Genomic DNA, 22,418 nt, shown 5'->3' with positions numbered 1-22,418 from the left:
TCTCTTCGTGGGTTTACCCGTGAAAAAGGCCCCGCAGACGCATCAGACCGGCTTGGCCCCCATCAATCCTGCAATCGACAGGAAGCACACCCCGCTGAACACCGCCAGCGCCAGGGTCAGGCGCAGCCCGGCAGGCTCGGCCTTGCGCAGGCGGTTCAGCCGCACCAGCAGCCACCACACGGCGAAAGCGCCCAGGGTATAGAGGATGCTGGAGGCCAGCACCCAGGTCTGGCCCAACGGCCAGCCGACCAGGTGCACCAGCCACCAGCCGGTGAACGGCATGCTCAGCAGGCACAGCCCCATCACCAGCCAGACGAACACCAGCGGCCGACGCAGCAGTTTGGCGTAGGCCTCGGCATCACCCTGCCGGCGGGCACGCAAGGTCCAGATCGCCAGACCCAGCGCACCGAGGATCAACAGTACGGTGGCGAGGATGTGCAGGGTCTTGAGGGTGGTCAGGTGTTCCATCGCGTGCGGGTCCTCGAAAGACTTTTTTCGGCCTCACCGCGGGACAAGCCCGCTTCTGCAAGTTCGGTGTTGCCATTCATGCCAAGCGTAGCCGCTCAACCCAGGAACAGCTTGTACGCCGGGTTGTCGGTTTCATCCCAGTATGGATAACCGATCTTGGCCAGCGCCTCGGGCACCAGGTGACGCTCGTCTTCCGGCACCTGCAACCCGGCCACCACACGACCATCGGCGGCACCGTGGTTGCGGTAGTGGAACATCGAGATGTTCCAGCGCCCGCCCAGCTTGTTGAGGAAGTTGAACAGCGCCCCCGGACGCTCAGGGAACTCGAAACGCAGCACCAGCTCATCGCTGGCCGCCGCCGAGTGGCCGCCGACCATGTGACGGATATGCAGCTTGGCCAGTTCGTTGTCGGTCAGGTCGGTTACCGGGAAGCCCTGTTCGGTCAGGTGCTGAACCAGGGCGGCGCGCGGGTCGGTCTCTGGATGGGTCTGCACGCCGACGAAGATGTGCGCCTCTTTGTCGGCGTGGTACCGGTAGTTGAACTCAGTGATCTGACGCTTGCCGATAGCCTCGCAGAACGCCTTGAAGCTGCCCGGCCGCTCCGGGATGGTCACGGCGATGATCGCCTCGCGCTTCTCGCCCAGTTCGGCGCGCTCGGCAACGTGACGCAGACGATCGAAATTGACGTTGGCTCCGGAGTCGATGGCCACCAGCGTTTGCCCCGAGACGCCAGTCAACTCGACGTACTTCTTGATGCCCGCCACGCCAAGGGCGCCGGCAGGTTCGGTGATCGAGCGGGTATCGTCGTAGATATCCTTGATCGCCGCGCAGATCTCATCGGTACTGACGGTAATCACCTCATCGACATGATCCTTGCAGATATCGAAGGTGTGCTGACCGATCTGCGCCACCGCGACACCGTCGGCGAACAGTCCTACCTGCGGCAGCACCACACGCTCGCCCGCAGCCATGGCCGCCTGCAGGCAATTGGAATCGTCAGGCTCGACGCCGATCACCTTGATCTCGGGGCGCAGGTACTTCACATAGGCCGCAATGCCGGCAATCAGCCCGCCGCCGCCGACCGGCACGAAGATCGCGTCCAGACGGCCCGGGTGCTGGCGCAGGATCTCCATCGCCACGGTGCCCTGCCCGGCGATGGTATGGGGATCGTCGTAGGGGTGGATGTAGACGAAGCCCTTCTCTTCGACCAGCTTCAACGAATAGGCCAGCGCCTCGGGGAAGGAGTCGCCGTGCAGCACCACCTTGCCGCCACGCGAGCGCACCCCCTCGACCTTGATCTCCGGCGTGGTCTTGGGCATCACGATGGTGGCCTTGATGCCCAGCTCCCGCGCAGCCAGGGCCACGCCCTGGGCGTGGTTGCCGGCAGAGGCGGTGACCACGCCGCGCGCCAGCTCTTCGGCGCTCAGTTGCGCCAGCTTGTTGTACGCCCCGCGGATCTTGAAGGAGAACACCGGCTGCAGGTCCTCGCGCTTGAGCAGGACCTGGTTGCCCAGGCGCTTGCTCAGTTGGCCGGCGTTGTGCAGCGGGGTTTCGACGGCGACGTCGTAGACGCGCGAGGTGAGGATCTTCTTGACGTACTGTTCGAGCATCTTGGAAACATCACTGGGCCGCGGGACAAGGGCTGGAAGTCTACCCCAGCGCCCTGTCGGGCGACCACAGCAAAGCCGCCGGACTCGTTATACTAGGCGACTTCAGAAAACCTCCCGCCCCTCTCGGAGCCCGCATGACCCAGGACCAACTCAAACAGGCCGTCGCCCAGGCCGCTGTCGACTTCATTCTGCCCAAGCTGGATGAAAAGAGCGTCGTCGGCGTCGGCACCGGTTCGACCGCCAACTTCTTCATCGACGCCCTGGCCCAGCACAAGACCGCCTTCGACGGCGCCGTCGCCAGCTCCGAGGCCACCGCGCAGCGTCTGAAGGGTCATGGCATCCCGGTCTATGAGCTGAACAGCGTCAGCGAGCTGGAGTTCTACGTCGACGGTGCCGACGAGAGCGACGCGCACTTGAACCTGATCAAGGGCGGCGGTGCGGCCCTGACCCGCGAAAAGATCGTCGCGGCAGTGGCCAAGACCTTCATCTGCATCGCCGACGCCAGCAAGCTGGTGCCGGTGCTCGGCGCCTTCCCGCTGCCGGTCGAGGTGATCCCGATGGCCCGCAGCCACGTGGCGCGCCAGCTGGTCAAGCTGGGTGGCGATCCGGTGTACCGCGAAGGCGTGGTGACCGACAACGGTAACGTCATCCTCGACGTGTACAACCTGCAGATCACCAACCCGGTGGAGCTGGAAAGCCAGATCAATGCGATCGTTGGCGTGGTCACCAACGGCCTGTTCGCGGCGCGTCCGGCAGACTTGCTGCTGCTGGGGACTTCCGAAGGCGTGAAGAGCCTGAAGGCTGAATAAGCAAGCCCACTCCTACAAGTACCCCGCTGTTCTGAAGGACACCGGGAAACCTGTAGGAGCGGGTTTACCCGCGAATAGGCCAGCACTGACACAACAAAGACCACTGCCCACAGAGCCCTGAACTACATCTACTCAGCCGGCTGCCTGAACACATAGAACAGGTTCGGCTCACTCACCAGGTAGATGGTCCCGGCATCGTCCATGGCGATCCCTTCAGCCTGCGGCACCGTCTTCTTCAGGCCCTGATACCCCTTGCGCAACGACAGGGTGCTCAGCGGCCGCCCCTTCACATCCAGCTCCAGCACCAGCCGTGATTCGTCCGACAGCGCCAGCAGATGCCCGCTGCGCTCATCGAACTGCAGGCTCGACAGGTCGCGCACGAACAACCGTGAATCACGCTTGCGGTCCTGCACCACATGCACTGCATAGGGCTGCTCCGGATTGGCATGGGGGAAACCGTGCACCTCGTAGATCAGCATCGGGTCACGCTCCTTGGCGACGAACAGGCGCTTGCCAGCCGAATCGTAAGCCAGCCCTTCGAAGCCCTTGTTGCCGTTCAGGCCGATGCCCAGGGTGAGCTGCTCGGCGTCGTTGGCGTCGAGAAACGGCGTGTCGTCGTCCAATCGCACGCGAATCAGCCGCTGCTGGCGCTCGTCGGTGATGACGTAGCTGTTCGGCCCGACATACTCCACCGCCTCGGGATCGCCGAAGCCGGTCAGCGGCACGCGGCGCAGGATGCGCCCATCCAGCGAAAGCTCGATGAGCTCTGAGCGGGCGTTGGTGACGGTAAACAGGGTCTTGCGATCGGGGTCGTAGGTAAGCGCCGAAACATCGTCGTCCAGGCCCTCGATGGGCTGCGCCTCGATCACCACCTGGTAGCGATCCAGGCCGATGCCTTGCTCGGTCGGCTGCCACCAGCTCTTGAGGTTGAACCAGCCGCGCTCGAACAGACGGAACTCGTGCCCCGCCACGCCAAGCACCGCCAGCACGGAGAAAGCCAGAAGAAAGAGAAACGAACGAAGATGACGGCGCATGAAGAGGACTCGACGGAGGATGCCGAATCTAATCATTCATAGCTGAAATAAAGCTTAAGGCCATCATCAGAAAATTCCGATAACCCTGTCAGTGCTTCTTGAAGCGATAGAACAGCGCGGGCTCGCTGACCATGTACAGGTTGCCCTGATCGTCCATGGTCACACCTTCGGCCCGAGGCACACGGCTACCCAGACCGTTGAACGCCCCAAGCAAGGTCATGAAGCTGACCTGCTCACCCTTCTCGTCCAGTTCCAGCAGCATGTTCGAGTCAGCCGACAGCACCAGCAGGTGGCCCGTACGTGGATCAACCGCCAGCGCCGACAGGTTGCGCAGGTCGAGCTCGTCACTGGGCAGTAGCTGCTTGTCGCCCTTGAGCGGCCCGCGACCATCGGTGCTCCAGGTAAACAGACGCGGCGGACGCTCTTCGCCGATGATCAGGCGCTGGCGCATCGGGTCCCAGGCGATGGCCTCGAAACCCTTGTTGCTCTTGACTGACTTGCCCAGGTCATAGCTGGGGAAGTCATCGTGATTAAGCGTCGAGGTACTCGCGTCCACCTTTACCAGCGTCAGGTCATGGTTGCGCTCATCAACGATCGCGATCAGCCCGTTTTCCAGCACGGCAAGGCCTTCAGGATTTTCCCAACCCACCAGCGGAATCTTGCGCAACACGTCGCCATCGAGCGTGAGTTCGACCAGGAAAGGGTTCTTGCCCATCACCGCGAACAGCGTGCGGGTCTGCGGATTGAACGACAGGTCCGAGGCTTCGTCGTCGTCCATGCCCGGCAACGGCTTGGCGTCGATGTCTACCAGGTAGTCCGGCAGCCAGACGCTTTCAATTCGCTCGGCACTGCTCTCGAAACGCTCCTTGACCCACAGCAGGCCACGGTCGTCCCAGTGCATGGCGATGGCCACCCCATAGCCGATCACCGCTGCCACAGCCAGGGCGAACGGCCAGCGCAGGTAGAAACGACGCTTGGTGGAAGCTGGGGCGCTGGAAGGTGCTGGCATGCAGGGGGTCCTGGGTAAATGGGCGAAGATTCGCGCATTATCCAGATGGGGTGTGAAAAAAACGGTAAATCGCTCGCGGGTAAAACCGCTCTCACAAGGCTGTGCAAATCCCTGTAGGAGCGGGTTTACCCGCGAAAAGGCGACGCGTAGTCAGATCAAAGCACGCGGCTCTCGAAGCGGCTGACACCCGGCAGCTCAAGCACCAGCTCATCACCGACATTGAACGGCCCGACACCGGCCGGGGTGCCGGTGAGGATCACATCGCCCGCCTGCAGAGAGAAGTGCGCGGCGATGTGCTGGATGATCGGCACGATGGGGTTGAGCATCATTGCGCTGCTGCCATCCTGGCGCACTTCGCCGTTGATGGTCAGGCGTACCGGAATGTCGGTCACGTCCTCGAAACTGGATGCGGCGACGAACGGCGGCAATACACAGGCGCCGTCGAAGCTCTTGGCCAGCTCCCACGGCAGGCCCTTCTCCTTGAGCTTGGCCTGTACGTCGCGCAGGGTCAGGTCCAGGGCCGGGGCGTAGCCGGAGATGGCATCCAGCACTTCTTCGACTGTCGGCTTGGTCGACAGCGGCTTGCCCAGCAGCACGGCGATCTCGGCTTCGTAGTGCACCGAGCCACGGTCGGTCGGGATCTTGAAGCCGCCTTCCAGTGGCACCACGCAGCTGCCAGGCTTGATGAACAGCAGTGGCTCGCTGGGGATGGGGTTGTCCAGTTCCTTGGCATGCTCGGCGTAGTTACGGCCGATGCACACCACCTTGCCCAGCGGGAAGTGGATGCGCGTGCCGTCTACGTACTGGTGCTGGTAACTCATGGGGCCGACTCCTCTGGATACTGCTTTCTTATTCAGGTGCGAAGATCTTACCCGGATTCATGATGCCGTTCGGGTCGAACACCGCCTTTATCGCCTTCATGCAGGCAATTTCATCTGCCGAGCGGCTGTAGCCCAGGTAGTCCCGCTTGGTCATGCCCACGCCGTGTTCGGCAGAGATCGAACCGTTGTAGCGCTCGACGATCTCGAACACCCACTTGTTGACCTTGGTGCACGAGGCGAAGAAATCATCCTTGCTCATGTGGTCGGGCTTGAGGATGTTCAGGTGCAGGTTGCCGTCGCCGATATGCCCGTACCAGACGACTTCGTAGTCGGGGTAGTGTTCGCCGACCACTGCATCGATATCGCGCAGGAACGCCGGCACCTTGGAGACGGTGACGGAAATATCGTTCTTGTAGGGCGTCCAGTGGGAGATGGTCTCGGACAGGTACTCGCGCAGCTTCCACAGGTTCTTCAGCTGCGTCTCGCTCTGGCTCATCACCCCATCGAGCACCCAACCCTGCTCGACGCAGTGCTCGAAGGTGGCCAGGGCTTCGTTGGCCACCTCCTCGGTGCTGGCCTCGAACTCCAGCAGCGCATAGAAAGGGCATTGCGTGTCGAACGGCGCCGGCACGTCGCCGCGCCCCATGATCTTGGCCAGGCCCTTGTCGGAGAAGAACTCGAAGGCGGTCAGGTCGAGCTTGCCCTGAAAGGCGTGCAGCACCGGCATGATCGAGTCGAAGTCCGGCGTGCCGAGCACCATCGCCGTAAGGTTGCGCGGCGCACGGTCCAGGCGCATGGTCGCTTCGACCACGAAGCCCAGGGTGCCCTCGGCACCGATGAACAACTGGCGCAGGTCGTAACCGGTGGCGTTCTTGATCAGGTCGCGATTGAGCTCCAGCAGTTCGCCCTTGCCGGTGACAACCTTCAGCCCTGCCACCCAGTTGCGGGTCATGCCGTAGCGAATGACCTTGATTCCGCCGGCATTGGTGCCGATATTGCCGCCAATCTGGCTGGATCCGCTCGAGGCGAAATCTACCGGATAGTACAACCCCTGGTCTTCGGCGAACTGCTGCAACTGGCGGGTGATCACGCCCGGCTGGCAGACCACGGTGCGGTCGAACGCGTTGAAGTCGAGAATCTGGTTCATCTGGTCGAAGGCCACCACGACTTCGCCATTGGCAGCGACTGCGGCGCCCGACAGGCCGGTGCGTCCGCCGGACGGCACCAGCGCGACCTTGTAGCGGTTGGCCCAGGCGACGATGGCCTGGACCTGCTCGATGGTTTTGGGCAGCACGACGGCCGAAGGAGCCGGTGGATAGTGCTTGGTCCAGTCCTTGCCATACGCCTCAAGCGAGGCGGGGTCGACAAGGACCTTGCCAGGGTCGACCAGGGTCTTCAGCTCATCAATTACCGCAACGTCGATCATCGGCAGAACTCTCGAATGATTCATGGTCACCCTGAGCACTCTTCACCTGTCGGGATAAGCTCAGACGGTGTCGCGTATGCTAGCATAGCCCTCCCGTCGATCGTGCTAAGGCCCGTCGCCGCGCCGCTTTGCCCCCCTCGCCATTTTTTCTCCGGGATACAGGTTTACGCAGATGAGCAAGACTTCTCTCGACAAGAGCAAGATCAGGTTCCTTCTTCTCGAAGGCGTCCACCAGAATGCTGTGGACACCCTCAAGGCTGCCGGGTACACCAACATCGAGTACCTCACCGGCTCACTGCCGGATGCGCAACTGAAGGAAAAGATCGCGGACGCCCACTTCATCGGCATCCGCTCGCGCACTCAACTGACTGAAGAAGTCTTTGATTGTGCGAAGAAACTGGTCGCAGTCGGCTGCTTCTGCATCGGCACCAACCAGGTTGACCTGAACGCGGCCCGCGAGCGCGGCATCGCGGTGTTCAACGCGCCGTACTCCAACACCCGTTCGGTTGCCGAACTGGTGCTGGCCGAAGCCATCCTGCTGCTGCGCGGCATCCCCGAGAAAAACGCCTCCTGCCACCGCGGTGGCTGGATCAAGAGCGCGGCCAACTCCTTCGAGATCCGCGGCAAGAAGCTCGGCATCGTCGGCTACGGCTCGATCGGCACGCAGCTGTCGGTACTGGCCGAAAGCGTCGGCATGCAGGTCTACTTCTTCGACCCGCTGACCAAGCTGCCACTGGGCAACGCCACCCAGGTCACCAGCCTCAACGAACTGCTGGGCCTGGCCGACATCGTCTCGCTGCACGTGCCTGAGCTGCCATCCACCCAGTGGATGATCGGCGAGAAGGAAATCCGTGCGATGAAGAAGGGTTCGATCCTGATCAACGCCGCACGCGGCACCGTGGTCGAGCTGGATCACCTGGCTGCCGCGATCAAGGACAAGCACCTGATCGGCGCCGCCATCGACGTGTTCCCGGTCGAGCCGCGCTCGAACGACGAAGAGTTCGAAAGCCCGCTGCGTGGCCTGGACAACGTGATCCTGACCCCGCACATCGGCGGTTCGACCGCCGAAGCCCAGGCCAACATCGGTCTGGAAGTGGCCGAGAAGCTGGTCAAGTACAGCGACAACGGTACCTCCGTGTCGTCGGTCAACTTCCCTGAAGTAGCCCTGCCGGCACACCCAGGCAAACACCGCCTGCTGCACATCCACGAAAACATCCCGGGCGTACTCAGCGAGATCAACAAGGTCTTCGCCGAGAACGGCATCAACATCTCCGGTCAGTTCCTGCAGACCGACGAGAAAGTGGGCTACGTGGTCATCGACGTCGACGCCGAGTACTCGGACCTGGCGCAAGAGAAGCTGCAGCACGTCAAGGGCACCATCCGCTCGCGCGTACTGTTCTGAGCCTGATGGCTGCATGAAGAAGGGAGGCCCTGGTGGCCTCCCTTTTTTTGCCTGCCCGATCCGTGCCTTCGGCTTCGCGGGCGGGTCGGGGCGCCGTGAAGCATTCCCCGCGTTACTTCACATTGACGGTGATCTTCTTCGACTCGACGCTTGGCTTGAACGGCACGTGGTACTGGTCGCCCAGCACCAGTTGCAGGGTGTGCTTGCCCGGGGTCAGGGTGATGGTCGCCTCGGTCTGCGCCTTGCCGAAATGCAGCACCTGCGGCCCGGCTGGCAGGGGTTGGTTGCCCTCAGGCATCAGGCTGGTCGGCAATGGCTGGTCAGCCACAGGCGCTTTGTCGACATCCACCAGCAGGTGATGGTGCCCGGAATGCGGAGTCTGGTCGCCGGCCGGCTTGAGCGCCATCCCTTCAATGCCGAACTTGACGGTGAAGGTCTTGTCGACCGTAGCGCCATCGGCAGGGGAAACGATGAAGACCTTCGCATCTTTCGGCGGCTCCTGGCTTTTCAGGGCATCCGCAGCCGTGGCAAGCAAAGAGGCTCCCATCAGCAAACCGGCGAGGGCAGCACGCGAAACTGGGCTTTTCATTCACATCTCCTGTCATTCACTTCAATTGACCGCTATCACTTAAAAGAAGCGAGGCGGTACTTCACCATAGTCCACCTGCCGCGCCGCAGGTTCAAAAATGCCGGCATGAAAATTTCAATGCCGGCTCAAACATACGCGCGATGTAGGGGTCATAGGCTGCGTTCGATCGCGGCAAACACAGAAAGCCACGGCGAATGACATTCATCTGCCGAGAAATAAAAGGGATATTCATGCGTTTGACCATTGGCCTACTGCTGGCAGTACTCATCAGCCCCCTGGCCCAGGCAGAGCTGATCGACGAAATCAACGACCGGGGTGAACTGCGCATAGCCGTCCAAGCCGACAATGCACCCTACGCCTTCAAGGAAAACGAGCACCTGACCGGGTTCGACATCGAGTTCGGCCAGGACCTGGCCCGGGAGATGGACCTGCGCGCCGAATTCATCGAAGCGCCTGCCGACGAAGTGTTACCGGGCGTGGAGAGCGGCAAGTACGACATCGCATTGACACCCGCGAGCGAACAGCCTGCGACCGAAAGCGTGCTGGATGCCAGCCAGCCGTTTGGCGAGAAGAAGCTGGTGATTCCGTTCCAGAAAGATAACCCGGCATTCGAAAGCACGCTGAACAATGCCCTGCAGCGGCTCAAGGACAGTGGGCGGATGGCGGAGCTCGAGCAGAAGTGGTTCGAGAAGACTGCGGTGCAGCAGTGATATCGCGTCGTCCTCTTCGCGGGCAAGCCCGCTCCCACAGGGTTGGACTCACCACAGGCCTTGTGGGGGCGGCGGTTCGGCGCTCCGACTTGCCCGCGAAAAGAACGACACCGAACTACCCGAGTGCCCGTTGCGCCTCATCCAGCTCCAGCTCGCTGAACACCCGCACCCCTGCCCGACGCAACAGCGCAGCAACGACGCCCTCCCCCGGCACTTTCACCCCGCTGAAACTGCCATCGTAGGTCAGTCGGTTACCGCACGACGGGCTACCTGACTTGAGCACCGCAACCCGAATCCCATGTCGGCGCACCAGCGCCAAGGCCTGCCGAGCGCCGCTCAAAAATGCCGCGCTGACATCCTCGCCAGCCACGGTCAGGACCTGAACCTGCCCATCGAGCACCTGGCCACCCTGCCCGCCCTGGATCTCCGCGGCCGGTCGCGGCGTCGGCAAGCCACCCGCCACCTCCGGGCACAAGGGCACTACACGGCCCTCGGCCTGCCATTGCTTGAGCAGATCGGGGTGGCCACTGTCGCGCCCGTCATAGCGCACCGGTTGCCCCAGCAGGCAGGCGCTGACCAGGACCTTGGACGACTCAGAAGGGATCATTGCCACGGCGCCGGAACCAGCCCGTCAGCGACAGGCGTTCGCGATTGGCCGGCAGGACTTCATGCGGGACTTCACCCGAAAGGAACACCACCAGGCTGCCAGCCTCGGGCTGGACGTCATGCTCGACATCGTCGGCGAGAAACATCCGCAGTTGCCCGCCGTCTTCGGGTTGCCAGCGCTCATTGAGATAGAGCACCACCGACACCATGCGCCGGTCGTCGTCGCGGAAACGGTCAAGATGCCTGCGGTAGAAGGCGCCTGGCGCATACAGGGCGAAATGACACTCGAAGTCTTCCAGCCCCAGGAACAGCCCTTGGTTGATCGCCTGGCGCAGGTTGCCCATGAGCTCCAGGTAACGGTCGCAGGCCTCGGCCTGGCCGGGGTCGATCCACTGGATCTGGTCGCCACGGATCGCCTCGCGTACCTCCTGGGCCGCACCCCTGCCGACACCTGCAGGGTTCAGTTCGCCCTCGGCATGGCGCCTGCGACACTCGGCAGCCAATGCGTCGGCCAGCTCAAGCGGCAGGAAAAGTGCCTGCTGCGACCAGCCACGGGTGGCCAGGTCATCGACGATGGTCGACAGCAGCGGATGTTCAGGAGAGGTATGCATGGCGCGCATCATATCCATTAGCCATGTACACGGACAGCGCCACTTGGCCGAGAAGCGCGCTGATATCTCGACAAAGGCGTACCACCCCACGGACAATAGCGGCCTGCCGACAGGAGTCCTGAATGCGCCGTTTGTTTTCCCTGCTTGTGCTGATGATCTGCACCATGCCTGTCTGGGCAGACAGCCTCGACCAGCTGTACAAGGCCGCCGGCTGGCCCGACCAGCGCGCCCACTTCAATGACGCCATCGGTGCCGCCCAGCAGCGCTACCGCAACAGCCTGCCGCCCGCGGTTTACCAGGCGCTCGTCAACAACAGCAACCAACGCTTCCAGGCCCAGGCGATGGATCAGCGTGCCCAGGCCCAACTGCGCGCCAACCTGAAGAACCCGGCGCCGGCGCTGGCGTTCTTCCAATCGCCGCTGGGACGCAAGGTGGTTGCCGCCGAACTGCTGGCCACGCGAAAGGACCAATTGGCCAAGAACGCCAAGGGCCTGCCAAGGATCCAGGCCAGCGACAACCGCCTGCTGGCCATCGGTCACCTGGCCCAGGCCCTGCCGGCCCGCGAAGCTGGGGCCGAGGTCAGCCTGGCGATCGCCGGGGTTGCCGCCGACAGCCTCAGCTCGATGATTCCCGGCCTGTTCGGCAGCGGCCAGGCCCAGGGCTTGCTCGATGGCCAGCGCCAACGTTTGATGAACGAGATTGGCGAAGACCTGAACAACACGTTGTTGTACGTCTACCGCGAGCTGTCCGACGACGAACTGGAAGCGTTCGCCACTTTCGCCGAATCCGCAGAGGGCAAGGCCTACTACAATGCCGCGCTGGCCGCGGTGCGTGCGGGGCTGGCCGTCGGCCAGAGCAGCGCCAACCTCAAGTAAGCAGGCGCTGGTCGAGAAAGGTGAAGTAGCGCCGGCGGATATCCGGCAGCTCGTTGGCCAGGTGATGCCGTGCCTCGGGCAGCAGGAGAATCTGCGGCTCGGCGAACTTCTCCTTCAGCACCCTGAGGTTGTAAGGCCAGTCCACCGTGCCGTCTGCCTCGCCCTGAACGATCAGCGGCTGACGCCGACTGTGCGGCGCCGCCTCGATGCGCTTGATCCAGGCCATCAGCGCCCCCACCCATGCCGTCGGCAGGCGCCGCGGCTGCAACGGATCGGCCTCGAGAAACGCAAGAAATGCCGGGTCGTTGGTATTGGCACTGAAGCGTCGCTCGATACCATCGACGAAATGGCGCAGCACCCGATAACTCAGCTTCGACCAGTGCCAGGCCCGCGGTCGCACCAACGGCGCCAGCAGGATTACCTGGCCGTCCGCCGGGCTCTGCTCGCCGCAGTGCAGCAGATGATCGACAACGATGGCGCCAACCGTGTTCTGCCCACACAGATGCCAAGGCCGTGGCAAGTCGAGCCTGCGCGCCTGTTCGAAGAGGGCATCGAGCACCTGCTGGTAGATCGCGAAGTCGGCGATGCTGGCCCGCTCGCCACTGGACAGCCCGTGACCGGGCAGATCGCAGCCAATCACCGCGAAGCCCTGCTGCAAGGCCCAGGCGATCACATGGCGGTACAGGCCCATGTGGTCGTAGTAGCCATGCAGCAGGAACAGCGTTGCCACCGGTTCTTGCGGCAGCCACACCTGCCCGACCAGGTCGAAACCTGCAACGCTGAAGCCACCCAACCAGCTGTGTGCAGGCAGGTCGAGACCGTAGAAGCGCTGGTAATCGAGGGCCTGGGCCGACAGTGGCTGGCGCGCCGCAAGAGCGTCAAGGCTGGTGCGCAGCAGGTCAGGGTGGAAGGGTGAAGGCATCGGTACATCCAGAGTGGCGCGAGTATTGATCTGCGATATTCAGCTCTGTGCCCGGCCATGGCAAGCTGGCGTCTTCTTGTCTTTGTCATGCACCGAGACGCTCTTGGCGGGCAAGCCCGCGAAAAAGCCCGGTGCAACGTTGCGGAATACCGATGAAAACCCTCACCATGCTGCTCGCCACCCTGCTCTGCGCCGCCTTGCTGTGGTGGGCCTACGACAGCTTCCAGTCGCGCTACCTGCGCCAGTTCGACGACCAGGCCACGCTGTTCGACGGCAGCCAGTTGCAACTGCCCGCCGAACTCGCAGGCCCTGGCCCGATCCGCATCGTGCACTTCTGGGACCCCACCTGCCCTTGCAATGTCGGCAACCAGCAACACCTGGCCGAGCTCATCGAGCAGTTCGCCGCGCAGGGTGTAACCTTCCACGTGTTGCAAAAGCCCGGCAGCCACGGCCAGCTTCCCGCCAACCTTGGCGCCCTGCAGCCGATCCGCGAGCTGCCGGGCAGCGAACACCTGCCCGCCTCTCCGGCAGTGGCGATCTGGGATCGACAGGGGCAGCTCGCCTACTTCGGCCCCTATAGCGAAGGCGCGGTGTGCAACTCGAGCAACAGCTTCATCGAACCCGTCATCCGGGCGCTGCTGCAAGGGCGCCGGGTACAGGCCTCCAATGCCCTGGCCAGCGGGTGCTATTGCCCATGGCAGAAAGATACGCAGTGAACGGCAGACCTGCCGCTTCGGGAAAGCTATTCTCAACGCGGTTCGCATCCCTCGGTAGCCACGGCCTCTCTGCCAACGTACAAGGAATTCTATGAAGCGCAGCCTGACTCTGCTTGCCGTCGTCGTGGCCATGGCCGCCGCCGGCGCGTACTGGTACGTGCACGGCAAACTGCCGCAGCGCGAAGGCGAAGTGGCTATCACCGGCTTGAGCGCACCGGTCAGCGTGCGCTATGACGAACGCGGAGTGCCGCATCTGCAGGCGCAGAACGAGCCCGACCTGTACCGTGCCCTGGGATACGTGCACGCCCAGGACCGGCTGTTCCAGATGGAACTGGTGCGCCGCCTGGCACGGGGTGAGCTGGCCGAAGTGCTGGGCAGCAAGCTGGTGCCCACCGACACCCTGTTTCGCAGCCTGCGCATCCGCGAGCAGGCGGCGCGGATGGTCGAACGCCTGGATCACCAGTCACCGTCATGGATTGCATTGCAAGCCTACCTGGACGGCGTGAACAGCTGGCAGGCCAGCCATCCCAAGCCGGTGGAGTTCGACGTCCTCGGCATCCCTGAACGGCCCTTCACTGCCGAAGACACCCTGAGCATCGCCGGCTACCTGGCCTACAGCTTTGCCGCAGCCTTCCGTACCGAACCTGCGCTGACCTACATTCGTGACCAGCTCGGCCCCGAGTATCTGAAGATCTTCGACCTCGACTGGCAGCCTGATGGCGCTCTGCGCCCGGCCCTTGCCGCCAGTGACTGGCGCACCCTCGAAGGCCTGGCCCAGCTCAGCCACCAGGCGCTCGGCGACGCCGGCATCCCGCAGTTCGAAGGCAGCAACGCCTGGGCCGTCGCGGGCAGCCATACCCGCAGTGGTAGCCCCCTGCTGGCGGGCGACCCGCATATCGGCTTCGCAGTACCGGCGGTGTGGTACGAGGCCGAGCTATCGGCCCCGGGCTTCAACCTCTACGGCTATTTCCAGTCGCTGAACCCCTTCGCCCTGCTCGGTCACAATCGTGATTTCGGCTGGAGCCTGACCATGTTCCAGAACGACGACGTCGACCTGATCGCCGAGAAGACCAATCCCGCCGACGCCAACCAGGTCATGGTCGATGGCCAGTGGCGTGCGCTGGAGACGACCGAGCAACAGATCGCGGTCAAGGGCGAAGCGCCGGTGACCATCAACCTGCGCCGTTCGCCCCATGGGCCGATCGTCAACGATGTGCTCGGCGAAACCGCAGGGCAAACCCCCATCGCCATGTGGTGGGCGTTCCTGGAAACCGAAAACCCTATTCTCGACGCCTTCTACCAGGTCAACCGCGCCGACACCCTGGGCAAGATGCGCGAGGCCGCGGCGAAGATCCAGGCACCGGGGCTGAACCTGGTCTGGGCCAACGCTCGCGGTGACATCGGCTGGTGGGCCTCGGCGCAGTTACCCATTCGTCCAGACGGGGTCAACCCGGCGTTCATTCTCGACGGCAGTACCCACCAGGCCGACAAGCTCGGCTTCTACCCCTTCAGCGCCAATCCCCAGCAGGAGAACCCGCCCAGCGGCTACATTGTCTCGGCCAACTACCAGCCCCCGGCCGCCATCCCGATTCCCGGCTATTACAACCTGCCCGACCGTGGCCGCCAGCTGGATCGTCGACTGGCCGACCCGCAGGTCAAATGGGATGTGCAGAACAGCCAGGCGCTGCAGTTGGACACCAGCACCGACTACGGCCCTCGTACCTTGGCGCCGCTGCTGAATACCCTGCGTGCGATCGCCGAGGGTGACGAGCAGAAGGAGCTGGTCGAACAGCTGGCCGCATGGCGGGGCGACTACCCGCTGGATTCGACCAGCGCCACGCTGTTCAACCAGTTCCTCTACGAACTGGCGTTCGCCGCCCTGCATGACGAGCTGGGCGACACCTGGTTCCAGGTACTGATCAGCACCCGCGCCATCGACGCCGCGCTACCGCGCCTGGCGGCCGACGCCGACTCACCCTGGTGGAACCTGCGCGGCGGCCACGACCGCACCGACCGCACCGCCATCGTCCGTCAGGCCTGGCAACGCAGCCTGGCGCATCTGCGCGAGCTATACGGCAACGACCCGGCGGACTGGCAATGGGGCAAAGCCCACACCCTCACCCACAACCACCCGCTGGGCCAGCAGAAACCGTTGAACCTGCTGTTCAATGTCGGCCCCTTCGCCGCACCGGGCACCCACGAGGTGCCGAACAACCTGTCGGCGAAGATCGGCACAGCGCCCTGGCCGGTGAACTACGGGCCTTCGGCCCGACGCCTGATCGACTTCGCCGATGCCGGGCAAGCGCTGACCATCAACCCTGTAGGCCAGAGTGGCGTACCGTTCGACCGGCACTATTCGGACCAGGCCGAGGATTATGTGCAGGGGCGGTATCACAAGGCGCAGATGGGGGTGATTCCGGCGCGCAGCACCTTGCGCTTGGTGCCGCCGGGACAGTGAGCCGTGGACATCGGCGGTGCACGTCTGCGCGAGCGGCGATTCGTCGCGCCGACGTGCCCGCGAAAAGATCACCACAGGCGCAGCCCGAACATGACCGGTTTCACAACCCTTCACACTGCGAACAGGTAACCTGAGCGCCCCTTTCTTCCAAGAGCCTTCCTCATGCAAAAGCACTTCATCGAAATCGACGGCGCCCGCATGAGCTACGTCGACCAGGGCCAGGGCTTCCCGGTGCTGCTGGGCCATAGCTATCTGTGGTCTGCCGCGATGTGGCAACCGCAGATCGATGCGCTGTCGAAACACTTCCGCGTGCTGGTGCCCGAGCTCTGGGGCCATGGCGACTCCGAGGCACCACCAGCCACCACCATCGACATGAGCGCGCTGGCACGCCAGCACCTGGCGTTTCTCGACGCACTGGGCATCGACAAATGCCATCTGGTCGGCCTGTCGGTCGGCGGCATGTGGGGTGCTGAGCTGGCGATCGAGCACCCGGAACGGGTTGACCGCATCGTGCTGATGGATACCTACCTCGGCGCCGAACCTGAAGCAACGCGCCTGAAGTACTTCGGCCTGCTGGATGCCGCCAGCGGCGCAGGGTTCTTCCCTGACCCACTGCTCGACATCGTGGTGCCGATCTTCTTCCATGCCGGCGGCCAGACGGTCCCGGAAGTTCGCGAGCAGTTCCGCGCCGACCTCAAGGCCAGCAGCGCCGAGGCCATTCGCCAGAGCCTCGACCCGATGGGGCGGGTGATTTTCGGCCGCCCTGACCTGCTGGGCCGCCTGGGCGAGTTGCCGGCAGAGCGGACCATCGTGGTCTGCGGCGACCAGGACATCCCGCGTCCGCCTGCCGAAAGCAACGAAATGGCACGGATCATCGGCTGCCTGGCAGCGCAGATTCCATTCGCAGGGCATATCTCCAGCCTGGAGAACCCGAAGGTGGTGAATGAGTTCCTGTTGAACTGGTTGCCGCGTAACCGCTGATATCGCCGGGGCTGCAGTGCAGCCCCGCGATTGGACCCTGACTCACCCCTGCCACTTGCCGCCTTCGACGATCACGCTCTCAGGCTTGGTGTCATCGCTCAGCTCCTTGCGCACGTACTGGTCATACAGCTTGAGCAGGAATTTCTCCTCACCCAGTTTGGCCAGCTCGGCATTGACCCAGTCACGCAGCTCGGTGTTGCCCTTCTTCACCGCCGGGGCGATCGGAGCCTCGTCGCCCAGCAATTCTGGCAACACGCGGTAGCCCGGGTTCTGCTTGGCCCAGCTGAACAGGATCAGGTTGTCCTGGGCATAGGCATCGCCACGACCATTGGCCAGGGCCTGCAGCGATTCGCTGTTCTTCTCGAACTTGAGCAGCTTCCAATCCGGGTGGTTCTTGGTCAGCCAGATATCGGCGGTGGTGCCGGTGGTGACGATGATGGTCTTGTCGGCCAGGTCATCGAGGGCTTTCACCGGGCTGCCATCGGCCACGATGGCCTGCACCGCCACACGCAGGTTGGGGTTGGTGAAATCGACCGCCTCCTTGCGCTCCGGGGTGACGGTCATGTTGGCGAGGATCAGGTCGACCTTGTCGCTCTGCAGAAATGGAATGCGGCTGGCCGGTTCCACAGCCACGAACTCGACCTTGTTCTCGTCGCCGAGCAGGTCCTTGGCGAAGCGACGACCGATATCGGTGTCGAAGCCCACGTAGCGACCGCTCTCGTCGACGAAGCCGAACGGCGGCTTGTCGGTGAAGACGCCGACGATCAGCTTATCGCGGGCCTTGATGGTTTCCAGGTAGCTGGTGGACGGTGCAGACGTCGCCGCAGCCGACTTGCCCGGCTCCGCGGGTTTGTCGCAACCGGCCAGCAAGGCCAGGCCGAACAGCGGCGCCAGCAGTTTGGTGAAGTGGGCAGTTTTCATGACAGTTCCTTGTGTAGTGTCTTCGGCAGGCTTTCGACGAAGGAGAATTTGTCCAGGAACTGCTGCGCGCGTGCGGTCCGCGGTTGGCTGAAGAAGCTCTCGGGGTCGCTCTGTTCAAGGATCCTGCCGGCCTCCATGAACACGATACGGTCGGCCACCGCACGGGCGAAGGCCATTTCGTGGGTGACGATGAGCAGGGTCATGCCGTCCCGGGCCAGGCCCTGGATCACCTGCAGCACCTCCTTGACCATCTCTGGGTCCAGGGCTGCGGTGACCTCGTCGAACAGCATCACCTGCGGGTTCATGCACAGCGAACGAACGATGGCGATGCGTTGCTGCTGGCCACCCGACAACTGCCGGGGGAAGGCGTCCCGCTTGTCCAGCAACCCCACCCGCGCCAGCAACGCCTCGGCCTGCGCCTGGGCTTCGGTGCGCTCGCGCTTCTGCACCTTGAGCGGGCCGAGCAGCAGGTTGTCGATCACGCTCATGTGGCCGAACAGGTGATAGCTCTGGAACACCATGCCCACCCGTTGGCGGACCTGGCGCCAGTCGGTGCCGGGGCCAAGCAGCTCCTGGCCATCGAGGCGCAGGCTACCGCCATGGGCGTCCTCCAGGCCGTTCAGGCAACGCAGCAAGGTGCTCTTGCCGCAGCCACTGGGGCCGAGAATCACCACCACTTCACCGGCCTGAACCTGCAGGTCGACATTCTTGAGCACCTGGTGCTCGCCGAAGAACTTGTTGAAACCCTGGAATTCGATCAATGCGCTCATGAGTGGGCCCAGCGGCGTTCCAGCGCGCGCGAGGCGGCGGAAAGCGGGTAGCAGATGAAAAAGAAGAACAGGAACAGCACGCCGTAGATCAGCACCGACTCGTAGGTGCGCTCGATGATCTGCTGGCCGGCCTTGATGACGTCGACGACACCGATCAGCACGGCAAGCGAGCTGGTCTTGACGATCCGTGTGTAGATATTGATGGTGGGTGGCGTCATGCGCTTGAGCGCCTGCGGCAACAGCACGTGCCCATACAACTGCAGGCCCGAAAGGCCGATCGACAGCCCCGCCTCGCGCTGGCCGCGCGGCAGCGAAGCCAGCGCCCCGCGTACCACCTCGCCAACCTCGCTGGCGCCCCACAGCCCCAGCACCAGCACCGCGCACCAGAAGCTGGGGATGCTCAGCGAAAAGAAGATCGGCAACCCGAAGAACACCAGGTACAACCAGACCAGCACCGGTATTGCACGAAACAGCTCCAGGTAGACCTGCAAGACGATGTTCACCGCACGCTTACCCAACGTGGCCAGCACGCCATAGAGCACACCGCCCAGGGTGGCGAAGACGATGCCCAAGGCCGAGATCGCCAGGGTCTGTCCGGCGCCCTTGGCCAGTTGCGGCAAGGACACCAGCAGCAGCTCAATTGCCGAACTGGCCATGTTGCAGCCTCCTTTCCAAGTGGCGCAGCAGCAACGACAACGGCAGGAACAGCAGCACGCAGAGCAACGTCAGCACCGCGAGCATCTCGTAGGTCTTGTAGTACAGGGCGATGTAGTTCTTGGTGGTGTAGAGGATTTCCGGCACCGCCACCGCCGAGACCACGGTGGTTTCCTTGAGCAGGAAGATGAAGTTGGCGAACAGCGCCGGCAAGCTGAGGATGCCGGCCTGGGGCAGGATCACGTGGCGCAGCAGCTGGCCCTCGGACAAGCCGATGGAGCGCCCGGACTCCAGCTGCGCCCGTGGCACCGCTTCGACACCCGCCCGCAGCACCTCGGTGAGGTAGGCGCCGCCCATGAAGGTCATGGTGATGATCGCCGCAGCGAAGCCGGATACTTTCAAACCCAGTGTCGGCAGTGCGAAATAGACGAAGAACAACTGGATCAGCAGCGGCGTGTTGCGCGCCAGCTCCACATAGCCTTTGACCAGCCGCCACAGGTAGGGGGTGCGAAACACCAGGACGGTGGCATTGAACACGGCGACCAGCAGCGAGGTGGCGATGGCGATCAGCCCGACCTGCAGGGTGACGCCAACGGCCTTGAGGAATGCGGGGAGTGTGCTAAGCATGAAGGCAGTGTCGAAGGTCATGGATAACGCCTCGACACAGGGTCACGGAGGTACGACATGGGCAAGGTTCCGGGCTCGACGCGAGGTTGGCTCAGCGTCGTGGACGATGAAAAGGTGTGTGCGGGTAAGCACGATGGGTAGACTCTAAAGGCATAAAAATCTTTCTCTAAATACCTTTATTGCATATTGATATCACCCGACGGGCTAACCGGAAATTTCATACATCTGCCACGGATCTTTCCTTCGAAATACATCTCAAAAGGACTTCAGACTGATCGGCAACCAGGCCCACAGGGACGACAACAATGAACAGCCCAAGCACGCCCGTTTCGAATGAACAACTTCAGTGGTTGCTGGCCCTGCGCAAGGCACTGGCCGGGCAGCGTTGAAGGTTTCGGTTTTCCAAATAAAAACGCCGACACAGCAGTGTCGGCGTTTTTATGTGAAGCGCTGACCGGGCAAATCAGAACGCCGGCAGCACCGCGCCTTGGTACTTCTTCTCGATGAAGGCTTTCACTTCAGGGCTGGTCAGGGCCTTGGCCAGCTTCTGGATGGCGTCGCTGTTCTTGTTGTCAGGACGCGCGACCAGGAAGTTCACGTAAGGCGAGTCGCTGCCCTCGATCACCAGCGCATCCTTGGCCGGGTTCAGGCCCGCCTCCAGCGCATAGTTGGTGTTGATCAGGTCCAGGTCGACCTGGTCCAGCACGCGCGGCAGCATGGCCGACTCGAGCTCGCGGAACTTCAGTTTCTTCGGGTTCTCGGCGATGTCTTTCGGCGTCGCCAGGGCGTTCTTCGGATCCTTCAGGGTGATCAGACCGGCCTTCTGCAGCAGCAGCAGGGCGCGACCACTGTTGCTGCCCTCGTTCGGGATAGCCACGGTGGCGCCTTCCTTGAGCTCCGACAGGCTCTTGACCTTCTTCGAGTAGCCACCGAACGGCTCGACGTGAACGCCGATCACGGTTTCCAGGTGGGTGCCCTTGCCTTCGTTGAAGTTCTTCAGGTACGGCAGGGTCTGGAAGTAGTTGGCGTCCAGGCGCTTCTGGTCGACCTGCACGTTCGGCTGCACGTAGTCGGTGAAGACCTTGATCTGCAGGTCCACACCTTCCTTGGCCAGGGTCGGCTTGATCAGCTCGAGGATTTCGGCGTGTGGCACCGGCGTGGCGGCTACCACCAGTTTTTCGGCGGCGTGAGCCAGGCCGGACAGCGACAGGGCAGCGGCGAGGGCAGTCGTCAGCAGGGTCTTTTTCATGGTGATCCTTGTTATCAAGCTGGGGCCATCGACGATGGCGAAGTCAGGTGCCACACCGTCTCGACAGTGGGCGTGAAGCGGACGATACCGGGATTTTTTATGCCCTAACAATATCTTTTGATTCGCTGCTTATTCCAAAAACAAAAAGCCATCATCCGTTTTGCTTATGAGCTACCGACAACCGCTCTAGCTCGCGGATGCGTTGAGTTCGGCCAGACTCCGCTCCAGCAGCTCGCGCAAGGCCACAAGCGTACCTGGCTCACGGCTGCGCCCCAGTTGCGCAAGCTGATTGGCCAGATAAGTCAGGGGCGCACGCTCGGGCAGGTCCAGATGCTGCGGCAGAATTTCATCGCCGTCGGCCACCAGCAGGGCAAAGTGGATGACGTTCTCCAGCTCGCGGGTGTTGCCGGGCCAGGCATGGGCTTCCAGCGCTTGCTGCGCCGCTTCGCTGATCAGCGGCACGCTGCGTTCCAGGCGCACGCTGTAGATGCCGACGAAGTATTCGGCCAGCGGCAGGATGTCCCCGACCCTCTGGCGCAGCGCTGGCAGCTCCAGTTCGCCTTCGCGCAGATAGAGGTACAGCCGCTCGTTGAAGCGTCCGGCACGCACTGCCTGGGCCAGGTCGATGCTGGAGGCGGCCACCAGGCGCACATCCACGGCCTGTGGCTGCTGGGCGCCGACCCGGGTGACCTCGCGGTTCTCCAGTGCCGCCAGCAGCTTGCCCTGGATGGCCAACGGCAGGTCGGCGATCTCGTCCAGGTACAAGGTGCCGCCATTGGCCGAACCGAACCAGCCTGCGCGACTGCTGGCCGTGCCACCATGGGTACCGGCGCTGTAGCCGAACAGCTCGGCATCGGCGTAGGTGTGGCTGATGCCCGCGCAGTTGACAGAGACGAACAGCCCCGCGCGATCGCTGGCGCGGTGGATCTGCCTGGCCAGCAGCTCCTTGCCGGTGCCGGTCTCACCACGGATCAGCACCGGCAGCGGTTGCGGCGCCAGGCGTTCGAGCGCTTCGCGCAGTTGCTGCGAACGCGCATCGACGAATACCAGCGCCTTGGCACGGATACTCAGCGGGCTCTTGTCCAGCTCGGGGAACGTCAGCAGCGGCTGGCCGAAGGGATTGTTGAAACTCATGGAAAACTCCCGCCCC

23 protein-coding genes are annotated in these 22,418 nt (G+C 63.1%); 7 read left to right on the top strand and 16 right to left on the bottom strand.

The annotated features are described in order from the left end of the window. Window positions 1-42: 42 nt before the first annotated feature. Both APH44_RS02555 and ilvA read right to left on the bottom strand, forming a co-directional pair. The gene (locus APH44_RS02555) at window positions 43-468 is read right to left on the bottom strand and encodes a DUF2269 domain-containing protein (RefSeq protein WP_054891127.1); all 426 of its coding nucleotides are present in this window, start codon (window positions 466-468) and stop codon (window positions 43-45) included. A gap of 95 nt (window positions 469-563) precedes the next feature. Further along, entirely contained in the window at window positions 564-2,078 is a 1,515-nt protein-coding gene (gene ilvA / locus APH44_RS02550) for a threonine ammonia-lyase, biosynthetic (protein ID WP_054891126.1), read from the bottom strand. 134 nt (window positions 2,079-2,212) lie between these two features. Between ilvA and rpiA the strand changes: the two genes are divergently transcribed. Further along, a complete protein-coding gene (gene rpiA / locus APH44_RS02545; RefSeq protein ID WP_054891125.1) occupies window positions 2,213-2,887 on the top strand; it encodes a ribose-5-phosphate isomerase RpiA in 675 nt (224 codons plus the stop codon). Between the two features lie 128 nt (window positions 2,888-3,015). Here the strand turns inward: rpiA and APH44_RS02540 are convergent, their stop codons facing one another. The 4 genes from APH44_RS02540 to APH44_RS30215 all read right to left on the bottom strand — a co-directional run bounded on the left by APH44_RS02540 (window position 3,016) and on the right by APH44_RS30215 (window position 7,177). After that, window positions 3,016-3,921, bottom strand: coding sequence for an SdiA-regulated domain-containing protein (locus APH44_RS02540; RefSeq protein ID WP_054891124.1), 906 nt, complete (start codon window positions 3,919-3,921; stop codon window positions 3,016-3,018). 88 nt (window positions 3,922-4,009) lie between these two features. Next, window positions 4,010-4,930, bottom strand: a complete 921-nt coding sequence (locus APH44_RS02535; protein ID WP_054891123.1) for an SdiA-regulated domain-containing protein — start codon at window positions 4,928-4,930, stop codon at window positions 4,010-4,012. Window positions 4,931-5,085: 155 nt separating this feature from the next. Continuing rightward, entirely contained in the window at window positions 5,086-5,751 is a 666-nt protein-coding gene (locus tag APH44_RS02530) for a fumarylacetoacetate hydrolase family protein (protein WP_054891122.1), read from the bottom strand. 28 nt (window positions 5,752-5,779) lie between these two features. Beyond that, window positions 5,780-7,177, bottom strand: a complete 1,398-nt coding sequence (locus APH44_RS30215) for an FAD-binding oxidoreductase (protein ID WP_054891121.1) — start codon at window positions 7,175-7,177, stop codon at window positions 5,780-5,782. 172 nt (window positions 7,178-7,349) lie between these two features. On the opposite strand from APH44_RS30215, the gene serA reads away from it, so the two are divergent. After that, a complete protein-coding gene (gene serA / locus APH44_RS02520; RefSeq protein WP_054891120.1) occupies window positions 7,350-8,579 on the top strand; it encodes a phosphoglycerate dehydrogenase in 1,230 nt (409 codons plus the stop codon). Between the two features lie 112 nt (window positions 8,580-8,691). On the opposite strand, the gene APH44_RS02515 is transcribed toward serA, so the two are convergent. Continuing rightward, window positions 8,692-9,168, bottom strand: coding sequence for a DUF4399 domain-containing protein (locus APH44_RS02515; RefSeq protein ID WP_054891119.1), 477 nt, complete (start codon window positions 9,166-9,168; stop codon window positions 8,692-8,694). 230 nt (window positions 9,169-9,398) lie between these two features. Between APH44_RS02515 and APH44_RS02510 the strand changes: the two genes are divergently transcribed. Then, complete coding sequence (locus APH44_RS02510) at window positions 9,399-9,878, top strand: ABC transporter substrate-binding protein (RefSeq protein ID WP_054891118.1); 480 nt, start codon at window positions 9,399-9,401, stop codon at window positions 9,876-9,878. A 115-nt stretch (window positions 9,879-9,993) separates the two neighbouring features. Here APH44_RS02510 and APH44_RS02505 read toward each other — a convergent pair whose 3' ends face one another. Further along, the gene (locus APH44_RS02505) at window positions 9,994-10,485 is read right to left on the bottom strand and encodes a DUF523 domain-containing protein (protein ID WP_054891117.1); all 492 of its coding nucleotides are present in this window, start codon (window positions 10,483-10,485) and stop codon (window positions 9,994-9,996) included. After that, complete coding sequence (locus APH44_RS02500; RefSeq protein ID WP_054891257.1) at window positions 10,472-11,104, bottom strand: 2OG-Fe(II) oxygenase; 633 nt, start codon at window positions 11,102-11,104, stop codon at window positions 10,472-10,474. The genes APH44_RS02505 and APH44_RS02500 overlap by 14 nt, the downstream gene beginning before the upstream one ends. Window positions 11,105-11,217: 113 nt before the next feature. On the opposite strand from APH44_RS02500, the gene APH44_RS02495 reads away from it, so the two are divergent. Further along, window positions 11,218-11,970 (top strand): DUF2059 domain-containing protein, encoded by a 753-nt coding sequence (locus APH44_RS02495; protein WP_054891116.1) that lies wholly within the window; start codon window positions 11,218-11,220, stop codon window positions 11,968-11,970. On the opposite strand, the gene APH44_RS02490 is transcribed toward APH44_RS02495, so the two are convergent. Next, window positions 11,963-12,892: an alpha/beta fold hydrolase gene (locus tag APH44_RS02490; protein ID WP_054891115.1), complete on the bottom strand. Its 930-nt coding sequence runs from the start codon at window positions 12,890-12,892 to the stop codon at window positions 11,963-11,965. The genes APH44_RS02495 and APH44_RS02490 overlap by 8 nt on opposite strands. 152 nt (window positions 12,893-13,044) lie before the next feature. On the opposite strand from APH44_RS02490, the gene APH44_RS02485 reads away from it, so the two are divergent. The 3 genes from APH44_RS02485 (at window position 13,045) to APH44_RS02475 (ending at window position 17,047) form a co-directional block, all read left to right on the top strand. After that, on the top strand, window positions 13,045-13,608 hold the full coding sequence (locus APH44_RS02485; RefSeq protein ID WP_054891114.1) for a DUF6436 domain-containing protein: 564 nt from the start codon (window positions 13,045-13,047) through the stop codon (window positions 13,606-13,608). 91 nt (window positions 13,609-13,699) lie between these two features. Further along, window positions 13,700-16,066, top strand: coding sequence for a penicillin acylase family protein (locus tag APH44_RS02480; protein WP_054891113.1), 2,367 nt, complete (start codon window positions 13,700-13,702; stop codon window positions 16,064-16,066). Between the two features lie 162 nt (window positions 16,067-16,228). Then, on the top strand, window positions 16,229-17,047 hold the full coding sequence (locus APH44_RS02475) for an alpha/beta fold hydrolase (protein ID WP_054891112.1): 819 nt from the start codon (window positions 16,229-16,231) through the stop codon (window positions 17,045-17,047). 42 nt (window positions 17,048-17,089) lie between these two features. On the opposite strand, the gene APH44_RS02470 is transcribed toward APH44_RS02475, so the two are convergent. The 6 genes from APH44_RS02470 to APH44_RS02445 all read right to left on the bottom strand — a co-directional run bounded on the left by APH44_RS02470 (window position 17,090) and on the right by APH44_RS02445 (window position 22,402). Continuing rightward, window positions 17,090-17,968, bottom strand: a complete 879-nt coding sequence (locus APH44_RS02470) for a transporter substrate-binding domain-containing protein (RefSeq protein WP_054891111.1) — start codon at window positions 17,966-17,968, stop codon at window positions 17,090-17,092. Beyond that, on the bottom strand, window positions 17,965-18,738 hold the full coding sequence (locus tag APH44_RS02465; RefSeq protein WP_054891110.1) for an amino acid ABC transporter ATP-binding protein: 774 nt from the start codon (window positions 18,736-18,738) through the stop codon (window positions 17,965-17,967). Before APH44_RS02465 ends, APH44_RS02470 begins: the two co-directional genes overlap by 4 nt. Continuing rightward, the gene (locus tag APH44_RS02460; RefSeq protein ID WP_054891109.1) at window positions 18,735-19,394 is read right to left on the bottom strand and encodes an amino acid ABC transporter permease; all 660 of its coding nucleotides are present in this window, start codon (window positions 19,392-19,394) and stop codon (window positions 18,735-18,737) included. The genes APH44_RS02465 and APH44_RS02460 overlap by 4 nt, the downstream gene beginning before the upstream one ends. Further along, window positions 19,375-20,040 carry an amino acid ABC transporter permease gene (locus APH44_RS02455; RefSeq protein WP_054891108.1) on the bottom strand — a complete coding sequence of 222 codons (666 nt, stop codon included), beginning with the start codon at window positions 20,038-20,040 and terminating at the stop codon, window positions 19,375-19,377. Before APH44_RS02455 ends, APH44_RS02460 begins: the two co-directional genes overlap by 20 nt. Window positions 20,041-20,482: 442 nt before the next feature. After that, a complete protein-coding gene (locus APH44_RS02450; protein WP_054891107.1) occupies window positions 20,483-21,268 on the bottom strand; it encodes a MetQ/NlpA family ABC transporter substrate-binding protein in 786 nt (261 codons plus the stop codon). Between the two features lie 186 nt (window positions 21,269-21,454). Further along, window positions 21,455-22,402: a sigma 54-interacting transcriptional regulator gene (locus APH44_RS02445; RefSeq protein WP_054891106.1), complete on the bottom strand. Its 948-nt coding sequence runs from the start codon at window positions 22,400-22,402 to the stop codon at window positions 21,455-21,457. Between the last annotated feature and the right edge of the window lie 16 nt (window positions 22,403-22,418).

This window comes from Pseudomonas sp. NBRC 111143 (assembly GCF_001320965.1).
GTDB lineage: Bacteria > Pseudomonadota > Gammaproteobacteria > Pseudomonadales > Pseudomonadaceae > Aquipseudomonas > Aquipseudomonas machongensis.
Note: the sequence above shows the minus strand (reverse complement) of the source record. Positions and strands in the feature narration are given on the sequence as shown.

What these genes read in the sequence shown, in the direction of transcription:
- serA (WP_054891120.1), top strand. Translation starts at nt 7,350, where the DNA reads ATGAGCAAGACTTCTCTCGACAAGAGCAAGATCAGGTTCCTTCTTCTC.
- APH44_RS02450 (WP_054891107.1), bottom strand. Translation starts at nt 21,268, where the DNA reads ATGAAAAAGACCCTGCTGACGACTGCCCTCGCCGCTGCCCTGTCGCTG.
- APH44_RS02530 (WP_054891122.1), bottom strand. Translation starts at nt 5,751, where the DNA reads ATGAGTTACCAGCACCAGTACGTAGACGGCACGCGCATCCACTTCCCG.
- APH44_RS02470 (WP_054891111.1), bottom strand. Translation starts at nt 17,968, where the DNA reads ATGAAAACTGCCCACTTCACCAAACTGCTGGCGCCGCTGTTCGGCCTG.
- APH44_RS02505 (WP_054891117.1), bottom strand. Translation starts at nt 10,485, where the DNA reads ATGATCCCTTCTGAGTCGTCCAAGGTCCTGGTCAGCGCCTGCCTGCTG.
- APH44_RS02555 (WP_054891127.1), bottom strand. Translation starts at nt 468, where the DNA reads ATGGAACACCTGACCACCCTCAAGACCCTGCACATCCTCGCCACCGTA.
- ilvA (WP_054891126.1), bottom strand. Translation starts at nt 2,078, where the DNA reads ATGCTCGAACAGTACGTCAAGAAGATCCTCACCTCGCGCGTCTACGAC.
- APH44_RS02480 (WP_054891113.1), top strand. Translation starts at nt 13,700, where the DNA reads ATGAAGCGCAGCCTGACTCTGCTTGCCGTCGTCGTGGCCATGGCCGCC.
- APH44_RS02455 (WP_054891108.1), bottom strand. Translation starts at nt 20,040, where the DNA reads ATGACCTTCGACACTGCCTTCATGCTTAGCACACTCCCCGCATTCCTC.
- APH44_RS02535 (WP_054891123.1), bottom strand. Translation starts at nt 4,930, where the DNA reads ATGCCAGCACCTTCCAGCGCCCCAGCTTCCACCAAGCGTCGTTTCTAC.
- APH44_RS02460 (WP_054891109.1), bottom strand. Translation starts at nt 19,394, where the DNA reads ATGGCCAGTTCGGCAATTGAGCTGCTGCTGGTGTCCTTGCCGCAACTG.
- APH44_RS02540 (WP_054891124.1), bottom strand. Translation starts at nt 3,921, where the DNA reads ATGCGCCGTCATCTTCGTTCGTTTCTCTTTCTTCTGGCTTTCTCCGTG.
- APH44_RS02475 (WP_054891112.1), top strand. Translation starts at nt 16,229, where the DNA reads ATGCAAAAGCACTTCATCGAAATCGACGGCGCCCGCATGAGCTACGTC.
- APH44_RS02510 (WP_054891118.1), top strand. Translation starts at nt 9,399, where the DNA reads ATGCGTTTGACCATTGGCCTACTGCTGGCAGTACTCATCAGCCCCCTG.
- APH44_RS02495 (WP_054891116.1), top strand. Translation starts at nt 11,218, where the DNA reads ATGCGCCGTTTGTTTTCCCTGCTTGTGCTGATGATCTGCACCATGCCT.
- APH44_RS02490 (WP_054891115.1), bottom strand. Translation starts at nt 12,892, where the DNA reads ATGCCTTCACCCTTCCACCCTGACCTGCTGCGCACCAGCCTTGACGCT.
- APH44_RS02445 (WP_054891106.1), bottom strand. Translation starts at nt 22,402, where the DNA reads ATGAGTTTCAACAATCCCTTCGGCCAGCCGCTGCTGACGTTCCCCGAG.
- APH44_RS30215 (WP_054891121.1), bottom strand. Translation starts at nt 7,177, where the DNA reads ATGATCGACGTTGCGGTAATTGATGAGCTGAAGACCCTGGTCGACCCT.
- APH44_RS02465 (WP_054891110.1), bottom strand. Translation starts at nt 18,738, where the DNA reads ATGAGCGCATTGATCGAATTCCAGGGTTTCAACAAGTTCTTCGGCGAG.
- APH44_RS02515 (WP_054891119.1), bottom strand. Translation starts at nt 9,168, where the DNA reads ATGAAAAGCCCAGTTTCGCGTGCTGCCCTCGCCGGTTTGCTGATGGGA.
- APH44_RS02500 (WP_054891257.1), bottom strand. Translation starts at nt 11,104, where the DNA reads ATGCGCGCCATGCATACCTCTCCTGAACATCCGCTGCTGTCGACCATC.
- rpiA (WP_054891125.1), top strand. Translation starts at nt 2,213, where the DNA reads ATGACCCAGGACCAACTCAAACAGGCCGTCGCCCAGGCCGCTGTCGAC.
- APH44_RS02485 (WP_054891114.1), top strand. Translation starts at nt 13,045, where the DNA reads ATGAAAACCCTCACCATGCTGCTCGCCACCCTGCTCTGCGCCGCCTTG.